Here is a 9,327-nt window from a genome sequence, read left to right on the forward strand (position 1 = left end):
CATTACATTGTAAGTGACTGATAATTAATGCCTTAAAAGTTGGCACATAACTTGGATTACTTATGGTAGTTTTAGCAACAAACGTAAATTAGCGAGCAAGTGGTGATGAGTCGCACAACGATTTAAATCGCATTTGCCATTATTGAAATTAAGGAGTTCCTCATGGGTATTTTTTCTCGCTTTGCAGATATCGTAAATTCAAACATCAGCGCATTATTAGACAAGGCTGAAGATCCTGAAAAAATGATTCGCCTGATCATCCAAGAAATGGAAGATACATTGGTAGAGGTTCGCACTAACTCAGCAAAAGCTATCGCGGACAAGAAAGAACTCGCTCGTAAAGTTGAAGCTATCGAAACTCAGATTCTTGATTGGCAGAATAAAGCGACACTGGCACTGACCAAGCAACGTGAAGATCTAGCGAGAGCGGCGCTGATCGAAAAGCAAAAGCTGGAAGACATCATCAAGAGCCTTCACACAGAGCAAACGTTAGTGCATGAAACGATTGAGAAACTAACGAATGAGATTGGTAAGCTTGAAACCAAGATCGCAGAAACACGTGCCAAGCAACAAGCACTGATGATCCGCAACAACGCAGCAAGCAACCGTCGTGATGTACAAAAACACCTGCACTCAAGCAAAACCAGTGAAGCAATGGCGAAGTTTGAGCAATTCTCGCGTAAAGTGGATGAATTAGAAGCTGAAGCGGATGTTTACGCGAAGACAGGCAATGCAAAATCGTTAGACCAAGAATTTGCAGAACTACAAGCTCAAGATGAAATTGAAAAAGAGCTAGCGAAACTGAAGCAACAAGTTGAAAACCGCGATAAATAATTCAGGAGTTGTCTATGTCCACATTTCTAATTGCAGGTCCACTGATTGTCTTTTTGATCTTCGTGGCACCGCTATGGTTATTCCTACATTACCGCAGCAAGAAGAAATCCAGTAATGGGCTATCGGAAACGGATCTTCAACGCCTGCACAAGCTTTCAGTACAGGCAGAATCGATGCAAGATCGTGTAACAACGCTAGAAAAAATACTGGATGCGGAGTCACCTAACTGGAGACGAAACTATGAGTAGAGATCTGTATCGCGATCCAATTAACGGTAAGTTGTCTGGCGTGTGTGCAGGGTTGGCGAACTATTTCGGCCTTGAAGTCTGGTTGGTTCGCATCATGGTTATCTCTGCTGCACTGCTCGGTGGTAGTTTTTTGGTGTTATTGGCGTATATTGCTTTGACATTTATGCTTGAAAAACAACCACCTCAGTATGTCGATCAAATGAAGGCTAAACAAGAGCATACGCTCAAGCAAAAGCCTTGGGAAAAAGGGCAAACTGCAGAGTCACTATTGAACACTTTAGAGGGTGATTTCCAGAAGTTAGAGACCAGTGTCCGCAACATGGAAGCTTATGTCACATCCGATACGTTTAAAGTGAACCGCGAATTTAAGAACATGTAGCGGCAAGACCTAAAAAATATAAGATGACGGTTTAGGAAAATTTATTCCAAGCCGTTATTTTTTTTAATAATTTTCTCTAAATAAATCTTACGCCGACTGGTAAGATACATGCGATTAATCTATGTTATAAAAATATTTATAGATATGGATGATCACCAATGTATAGAGCCTCCCTTGTCCTATTGACAGCCTTAGCTGGGTTGTCTGGGTGTGGTAAGGAGCTTCCTCCCGTACCTGAACCTGAATCTAGACCCGCCAAACTCTTCACTGTCTCCGTCGGTAACAATGCTTTTGAGCGTAATTTCCCTGCTACAACTGAAGCCGGTGATAGAGCGGTACTCGCATTCCGTGTTCCCGGATTATTACAGAGCATCGACGTGACCGCAGGTCAGCATGTGTCGAAAGGCGATAAACTCGCCATGCTAAACCCTGATGAATATCAACTGCTAGAGAAGCAAGCAAAAGCGAACTTTCAGCTTGCCGATGTTCAGTACCAACGTGCGATCAAACTGCGTAAAGACCGCGTAGTGTCAGAGCAAGATTTCGACCAAGCGAAAGCGAACCATAACTCAGCTCGCGCGATGCTTAATCAAGCGAATGCGAATCTTCGCTACACCACTTTAGTTGCCCCTTATGATGGCACCATTTCCATTATTCCAGCTGAAAATCATGAGTATATTGCCGCTAAAGAAGGCGTCATGAATATTCAAACCAATCAGATTCTTAAAGTCGTTTTCTTATTGCCCGACCAACTTATTACGCGCTTTTCTTCTGGGTTTGAAACCGATGCGACCATGGTATTTGATGCGTTTCCTGAAAACTCCTACGTACTGACGTTCCAAGAGGTTGATACGGAAGCTGACCCTAAAACGGGTTCATATAAAGTCACCATGGTGATGGAAAGACCAACCGATATCGGCATCTTGCCAGGCATGTCTGGTACCGTGAATCTTGTGTCGGCTCAAGCCGCTGCAACCAAAATCCCGACCTCTGCCATGATGACTGATGGCGATGATGTCTCAGTTTGGCGAGTGAACAGTGATGGTATCGTTGAAAAAGTCGCGATCGTGATTGATGAAAAACGTCATATTGTCTCTGGCCTAAACGACGGCGACCGCATCGTAACTTCTGGTGTGAATGGCCTTGAATCCGGCATTAAGGTTCGAGAGTGGATCAAGGAAAGGGGGCTATAACATGAGTGCATTTAAATTAGCGACAGGACTGTCATGTTTAGCTTTACTTACTGCTTGTGGAGAAAAGCCTCAAGTAGAAGCCGAGAACATTCCATTAGTTAAAGCAATTGAGATTTCAGTATTAGATTTCAATGACAAACTCTATTTCCCAGCTGTTGCCAATGCGGCGGAAAAAGCACATCTGAGCTTTCGTGTGGCGGGCGAGATATACAGGCTCGATGTTAAAGAGGGCGAACGAGTTGAAGCTGGGGATGTGATTGCTGAGCTTGACCCTACGGACTATCAATTGGACGTTGATAATGCTCAAGCTCGATATACCGTGGTGAATAGCCAGTTCAGGCGTTCAAAACCGCTAGTGAAAAAGGGCTTACTCGCGAAGTCTCAGTTTGATGAGATTGCCGCTCAACGTCAGATTGCATACGCCGAGTTAGAACTGGCGAAGCTTCGCTTGTCTTTCACTAAGCTCAAAGCTCCCTTTGATGGCATCATTTCCCGTGTCAGTGTCGACCAATTTGAAAACATTCAAGTAGGTCAGCAAATCGTGAATATTCACAGCGTTGAGGATGTTGAGGTCGTGATTCAGCTACCTGATCAAATCTACGTGAATCAACCTAGCGAAACCATCCTTGAAAATGTGACGGCCTTGGTGCGAGTTCCAAGTGGCAATGAGTACCCAGCTGGCATTAAAGAGTTCACAACAGAGCCAGATCCAAGCACCGGAACCTTTACCGTGACCTTGGCACTACCGATGCCCGAAGACGATCTGATTCTGGACGGTATGGCGGTCGACGTTACCTCACATGGTCGAGATATTGGCTTAGAACTGAAAGCTGGTGTTTTAGTGCCTATTGAGGCGGTATTCAATGCTGACGGCGATGAACTGACTCGTAAGAACTCATTCGTTTGGGTCATTAATGACGACAGCACAGTTTCAAAGCAGAAAGTGGTATTAGGCAAAGCCAACCAGAAAACGTTGCAAATAATCAAAGGATTAGATATGGGGCAACATATAGTTGTAGCGGGCGTATCGCGATTGCGAGATGGGATGACAGTGGAAGTATTATCTCAGGAGGCGAACAATGAGTGAAGCAAATAACAAGCCCCAGAATGACGCTCAGCAGGGTGATGACCAGATCACGGGTGTAGCGGCTTACTTTATTCGCAATAAAGTCATCAGTTGGATGCTCTCGTTGATCTTCCTGATTGGGGGTGTTTCTGCCTTCTTTGGTTTGGGGCGTCTAGAAGACCCGGCCTTTACCATCAAAGATGCCATGGTTGTCACCTCTTATCCAGGTGCGACACCTCAGCAAGTAGAAGAGGAAGTAACCTATCCATTAGAGAAAGCAATCCAACAACTCACCTATGTTGATGAGGTTAACTCTATCTCCAGTCGTGGCCTGTCTCAGGTTACGGTAACGATGAAGAACAACTATGGCCCAGACGATCTGCCACAGATTTGGGATGAACTTCGTCGAAAAGTGAATGACTTGAAAGTGTCACTGCCGCCTGGTGTGAACGACCCACAAGTCATTGATGATTTTGGTGATGTTTACGGTATTTTGCTCGCGGTAACCGGTGATGGCTACAGCTACAAAGAGCTGTTGGACTATATCGATTATTTAAGGCGTGAGCTGGAACTGGTTGATGGGGTCAGTAAAGTTTCTGTTTCTGGTCAGCAGCAAGAGCAAGTATTCATCGAAATCTCGATGAAGCGGATCAGCTCTTTGGGTATCTCGCCAAACACGGTATTTAATCTTTTATCGACTCAAAACATTGTTTCCAGTGCGGGTGCGGTGAGAATTGGTGACGAATACATTCGTATCCATCCTACGGGCGAGTTCCAGAACGTAGAGCAATTGGGTGATTTGATCCTAACCGAAGGTGGCGCTCAAGGCCTCATCTACCTAAAAGATGTGGCAGAGGTAACCCGTGGTTATGTTGAAGTACCAACTAACATTATTGGCTACAACGGCAAACTAGCACTTAACCTTGGTGTGTCCTTTGCGCAAGGCGTAAACGTGGTCGCGGTGGGTGAAGCGTTTGACCGCAGACTTGCTGAATTGAAATACCAACAGCCAGTTGGCATCGACATTTCAGAGGTCTATAACCAACCGAAGGAAGTAGATAAATCAGTAAGCGGCTTTGTGGTGAGCTTGGGGCAGGCGGTTGCGATCGTAATCGTGGTGCTGCTGTTCTTCATGGGTCTGCGTTCCGGTCTGTTGATTGGCTTGATACTGCTACTGACCGTGTTTGGTACCTTCATTTTTATGCAGTACTTCAAAATCGATCTACAACGTATCTCACTGGGTGCATTGGTTATAGCACTGGGGATGCTGGTGGATAACGCCATAGTGGTGGTCGAAGGGATATTGATCGGCACGCAGAAGGGGCGAACCCGGATGCAGGCCGCGACTGATATCGTAACTCAGACCAAATGGCCATTGCTCGGTGCAACGGTTATCGCGGTAACGGCATTTGCGCCTATCGGTTTGTCTGAAGACTCGACGGGTGAGTACTGTGGCACCTTGTTCACGGTTCTACTTATCTCGCTAATGTTGAGCTGGTTTACGGCTATCTCAATTACGCCATTCTTTGCCGATATCTTCTTTAAAGGTCAGAAGGTCGATGCAGATAATGAGGGCAAAGATCCGTATAACGGGATGGTCTTTGTTATCTATAAGAACTTTTTAGAGTTCTGTATGAAGCGTGCATGGTTGACGATGGCTGTGTTAGTCATAGGTCTAGGTGCGAGTGTTTACGGTTTTGGTTTCGTAAAACAAGCTTTCTTCCCATCGTCGACAACACCGATGTTCCAAGTCGATGTGTGGATGCCAGAAGGTACCGATATTCGAGCAACCAACACCAAGCTTAAAGTGCTAGAAGGTTGGCTGGCTGAACAGGACGAAGTAGAACATATCACGACGACTGCAGGTAAAGGCTTGCAACGTTTCATGCTAACTTACGCACCTGAGAAAAGTTATAGCGCTTACGGCGAGATAACGGTTCGTGTGAAAAGTTACGAAGTGCTTGAAGGGTTAATGAAGCGCTTCCGTGATCACGTAGATGGTCAGTTCCCTGAGATCGACTACAAGCTAAAACAGATTGAGTTAGGTCCTGGTGGCGGTGCGAAGATTGAGGCTCGTATTGTAGGTTCTGATCCAACGGTATTACGTTCAATCGCAGCACAAGTGATGGATGTAATGCGCGCTGATAGCGGAGCGTTTAACGTCCGCCACAACTGGCGTGAAAGAACTAAGGTACTAGAGCCTCAATTCAACGAAAGCCAAGCTCGTCGTTACGGTATCACTAAGTCTGATGTTGATGATTTCCTCGCGATGTCTTTCTCTGGTAAGTCGATAGGTGTGTACCGTGATGGTACAACGCTGATGCCGATCGTGGCTCGTTTACCAGAAGATGAGCGTGTCGATATTCGTAACATCGAAGGTATGAAGATCTGGAGCCCTGCGTTAAGTGAATACATTCCACTGCAACAAGTGACTTTGGGTTATGAGTTGGAATGGGAAGATCCACTGATCATTCGTAAGAATCGTAAGCGTATGCTGACAGTCATGGCGGATCCTGACCTACTGGGCGAAGAAACCGCTTCTACACTACAGAAGCGCCTACAGCCACAAATAGAAGCGATTGAGATGCCACCGGGTTATTCTCTTGAGTGGGGTGGTGAGTATGAGTCATCTGCGGATGCGCAGGCGTCACTATTCACAACCATGCCTCTTGGCTACTTGTTCATGTTCTTGATCACCGTGTTCCTGTTTAACTCAGTAAAAGAGCCGCTGATCGTATGGTTAACGGTACCACTGGCTTTAATCGGTGTAACGACTGGCTTGTTGGCCTTAAACACCCCGTTTGGCTTTATGGCTCTGTTAGGCTTCTTGAGTCTATCCGGGATGCTTTTGAAGAACGGTATCGTACTGCTTGACCAAATCGAGATTGAGATGAAGTCAGGTAAGGATCCTTATGTTGCTGTTGTTGATGCTGCACTAAGTCGTGTTCGCCCGGTATGTATGGCAGCGATTACGACGATTCTAGGTATGATTCCTTTGTTGCCTGATATTTTCTTCAAGCCAATGGCTGTTACCATTATGTTTGGTTTGGGTTTTGCGACGGTACTGACGCTTATCGTTGTACCGGTACTGTACCGCCTGTTCCATAAAATTGACGTAGCGTAACTCTAATTTACTTTTGAGCTAATGCCCCTAACTGGGGCATTATTTTTATGTACTTTTATACCAATCGTAGTAAATAACTGGTCATCCTAGCTGGTTAAAACGCTCAATAACTGCGTTAGAAATTTTGATTGTAGAATAACTACTTATCGGAAATTTCGGCCTTGTTCTTAAGCCTTTTTCCTGCGCTATTTATGATCACTTACTTACTGTGATTGGTATTACTTAAGTGAGATTATCGAAATGGAAGCGAATACCGTGGAAAGAACCTGTGCATGGGCATTTAAACACGAACTTGAAAGGGAATACCACGATACGGAGTGGGGCGTACCTGTCTACGATGACCAAGTGTTGTTTGAATTCATCACTTTGGAGGGTGCTCAAGCGGGTCTGAGTTGGATTACTATACTGAAAAAACGAGAAGGCTATCGCGCGGCATTTGAGAACTACGACTTACACAAATTAGCCGAGCTCGATGAAGATAATGTACCCAATATCATTGAAAATTTTGATGTGGTTAGGCATAAGGGCAAGATTGCTTCCGTGTACAACAATGCTCGTGCAGCGCTGGAGCTTCAAAAGGAGTTCGGCTCTTTATCAAATGCCTTGTGGCAATTTGTTGATAATAAGGTGATCGATAATCAGTGGACAGAGATGTCACAAGTCCCTGCTTCTACTGAGCAATCTAAAGCCATGAGTAAGTTTTTAAAAAAGAGAGGCTTTAAGTTTGTAGGTGAAACAATCTGTTACGCGTTCATGCAAGCTACCGGTATGGTTAATGACCATATGGTGTGTTGTCCTTACAACAAATAAAAGTATTATTTAGCGTCGCGAAATAATTGCTCGAAAATTGGAAAATTCACTAGCCATTTATAAACTATTCAATATTATATGCGACCGAGTTTAAAGATAGAAAACGATAGTGAAACAACAAAACTACCAAATATGTGATGCTAGTTATGATCCCTTGCTTAGGCAGTTTGTGCGTGAAGATGGACACGTAGAAACTATCGCGCCACTTGAAGGTAAGGTATTCCTATTCTTGCTTGAAAATGTTGGCGAGTGCATCGAACGAGGTCTGATATTTGATAGATGCTGGGGCAATGTGATTGTCTCGGAACAAGCGCTTACCAATGTAATTTCAAAGATCAGAAAAACACTATCTAGGGTAACCTGTGGCTGCGCAACGATCCGCACTGTCAGTAAAACCGGCTATTCTCTTGAAATCGACGAGTCGAAAAAGACAAGTTCAAAAAAACAAGCTACGCCTCAAGCAGACCTTGGTGAAGCCCAGTCTGCATCTGTGGCGAGTATGATAGCAAAGCCTGCTATTAAAGAAGTGTCGATTGCACCAGCAAATAAACCATCCACGACAAGCCAAGAGCCTGAAGAGAACTCGTCGACTATCACTTCGGACCCTATAACTTCAAATCAAGCGTACGGTTCGGTTGTACCTGGCTTATCAAGTATTACTAGCAATAAACACGCTATTAAAGCTGGTTATATAGTCGCACTTATTTGTGTTCTCGTTACAGCGTTCAACCTATTTCAAACTTACTACAAGCCAACGCCTTACTTTATTGATAAGTCGGAATATCGTGATAGTTACACAGACAATACTAACCACTATTTTTTCCATATTGTTCATGGAGATTCCTATTCGCTACCAGCGATAACAGAAAAGCTGACCAGTGTGATACCTAGTCACTGCAACGTGGATGTGTTTGTTCGTATTTATCCATCTGTCGACCAACCAGAGAGCGATGCTTTGTACATGTTAGTTCAAAGGAAGGATGGCGAGGCTCTCAATTACGGGGCGACGATTTTCAATGTAGAGACGTCTTTTGACTCATTTGCCGCTCATATGGAAAAGAGGAGCTACTTTTGCGATTAATTGGCTTACTCATTTTATTGGTAATAGCTTCGGCGAGCTTTTTTCTAGACCAAAATGCACTGGCGGGCACTCGATGGCATTGTAAAACGCTAAAAACGGATTTCTTATCTCAGGCATATCAACCTTATCAATCGCTTTATGAGCGTATGAGCATTACTTTTCAGTCTGACCAAACTTTTAGCATGAGAGAGTTTGTGGCGATCACTGAGAAAGACGGCACCGAAGGCACAATGGAAAACCTTTATTCTGGTTACTATGGTTTGGACGGGGATCATTTGTCGATGAGCATTATTGACGTGAGAACCGCCACTCCGTTTCATGATCCGATCATTAACCAGGAATACAGTGAGTACAAAGGAGTGACCATTGATTACTCGATTTTAGAGCAGGAGCAGTCCCTATATCTGTTTAATGAACACCGCTCTGAAATCTTTAATTGGACATGCTACCAAGTTCAATAATGAATTACGAAGCACTGTGCGTTAGTTGTGGAGTTATAGGCTGCTGATGCGCGGAACTGAAAAAGGCAGGAATATCCCTGTCTCTTGATCACAAGTCTGGTTAATCAAGAGACTTGGCGAGTTCATACCCT

Annotated in this window: 9 protein-coding genes; all 9 read left to right on the forward strand. The window is 44.5% G+C overall.

All coding sequences use genetic code 11. The features are described from left to right. The first annotated feature begins 162 nt into the window (after positions 1-162). The 9 genes from pspA to JC606_RS14245 all read left to right on the forward strand — a co-directional run bounded on the left by pspA (position 163) and on the right by JC606_RS14245 (position 9,196). The gene (pspA, locus tag JC606_RS14205) at positions 163-834 is read left to right on the forward strand and encodes a phage shock protein PspA (protein ID WP_063522377.1); all 672 of its coding nucleotides are present in this window, start codon (positions 163-165) and stop codon (positions 832-834) included. Between the two features lie 14 nt (positions 835-848). Beyond that, the gene (gene pspB, locus JC606_RS14210; protein ID WP_198778797.1) at positions 849-1,082 is read left to right on the forward strand and encodes an envelope stress response membrane protein PspB; all 234 of its coding nucleotides are present in this window, start codon (positions 849-851) and stop codon (positions 1,080-1,082) included. Beyond that, complete coding sequence (gene pspC / locus JC606_RS14215) at positions 1,075-1,461, forward strand: envelope stress response membrane protein PspC (RefSeq protein ID WP_008222647.1); 387 nt, start codon at positions 1,075-1,077, stop codon at positions 1,459-1,461. Before pspB ends, pspC begins: the two co-directional genes overlap by 8 nt. A gap of 158 nt (positions 1,462-1,619) precedes the next feature. After that, positions 1,620-2,654 (forward strand): efflux RND transporter periplasmic adaptor subunit, encoded by a 1,035-nt coding sequence (locus JC606_RS14220; protein ID WP_004742069.1) that lies wholly within the window; start codon positions 1,620-1,622, stop codon positions 2,652-2,654. A 1-nt stretch (position 2,655) separates the two neighbouring features. Next, on the forward strand, positions 2,656-3,741 hold the full coding sequence (locus tag JC606_RS14225; protein ID WP_198778798.1) for an efflux RND transporter periplasmic adaptor subunit: 1,086 nt from the start codon (positions 2,656-2,658) through the stop codon (positions 3,739-3,741). Beyond that, complete coding sequence (locus JC606_RS14230; protein WP_137407791.1) at positions 3,734-6,844, forward strand: efflux RND transporter permease subunit; 3,111 nt, start codon at positions 3,734-3,736, stop codon at positions 6,842-6,844. Before JC606_RS14225 ends, JC606_RS14230 begins: the two co-directional genes overlap by 8 nt. Positions 6,845-7,084: 240 nt before the next feature. Further along, positions 7,085-7,654 carry a DNA-3-methyladenine glycosylase I gene (locus JC606_RS14235; protein ID WP_198778799.1) on the forward strand — a complete coding sequence of 190 codons (570 nt, stop codon included), beginning with the start codon at positions 7,085-7,087 and terminating at the stop codon, positions 7,652-7,654. A 109-nt stretch (positions 7,655-7,763) separates the two neighbouring features. Continuing rightward, a complete protein-coding gene (locus JC606_RS14240) occupies positions 7,764-8,735 on the forward strand; it encodes a winged helix-turn-helix domain-containing protein (protein WP_137407789.1) in 972 nt (323 codons plus the stop codon). Beyond that, positions 8,726-9,196 carry a hypothetical protein gene (locus JC606_RS14245; protein ID WP_137407788.1) on the forward strand — a complete coding sequence of 157 codons (471 nt, stop codon included), beginning with the start codon at positions 8,726-8,728 and terminating at the stop codon, positions 9,194-9,196. Before JC606_RS14240 ends, JC606_RS14245 begins: the two co-directional genes overlap by 10 nt. Positions 9,197-9,327 lie beyond the last annotated feature (131 nt).

Source organism: Vibrio sp. IB15, assembly GCF_016406055.1.
In the GTDB taxonomy this organism is placed as follows: domain Bacteria; phylum Pseudomonadota; class Gammaproteobacteria; order Enterobacterales; family Vibrionaceae; genus Vibrio; species Vibrio chagasii.